The sequence below is a fragment of the Pseudoalteromonas sp. GW168-MNA-CIBAN-0100 genome (genome assembly GCF_040309225.1).
GTDB lineage: Bacteria > Pseudomonadota > Gammaproteobacteria > Enterobacterales > Alteromonadaceae > Pseudoalteromonas > Pseudoalteromonas arctica.
Genome location: NZ_JBEOOL010000712.1, coordinates 1 through 261, shown reverse-complemented (window position 1 = coordinate 261; position 261 = coordinate 1). Strand labels below are relative to the sequence as shown.

At 37.2% G+C, this 261-nt stretch carries 1 protein-coding gene; it reads right to left on the bottom strand.

Going from position 1 to position 261, the window contains the following annotated elements; all coding sequences use genetic code 11:
* A partial coding sequence (gene rdgC, locus AAEY62_RS23125; RefSeq protein ID WP_350636776.1) for a recombination-associated protein RdgC occupies window positions 1-240 on the bottom strand: 240 nt, incomplete at its 3' end.
* Window positions 241-261 lie beyond the last annotated feature (21 nt).

The following is a 261-nucleotide window of genomic DNA, read 5'->3' as shown; positions in this document are numbered from 1 at the left end:
ATTTATAACCGATGCAGGTAATACTTTTTCTTCGCGCTTAGCGCAAACTAAAATACTTTTTTGTGAAAAATGCGATAAAGTTTCGCCGTGTTTCCCAAACGCTTTTGTCCAGCCAAATGTAGCCAGCTCTTGGCCCGTACATGGACGAAATAAGTCTTGCTCTAATGCTTTGTCAAAATCTTCTTGTGTATACGAAACATCTTGTTTAAAGCGATAACATATAAGGTTACTAAACCACATAGGAATACAGATCCATTTGAA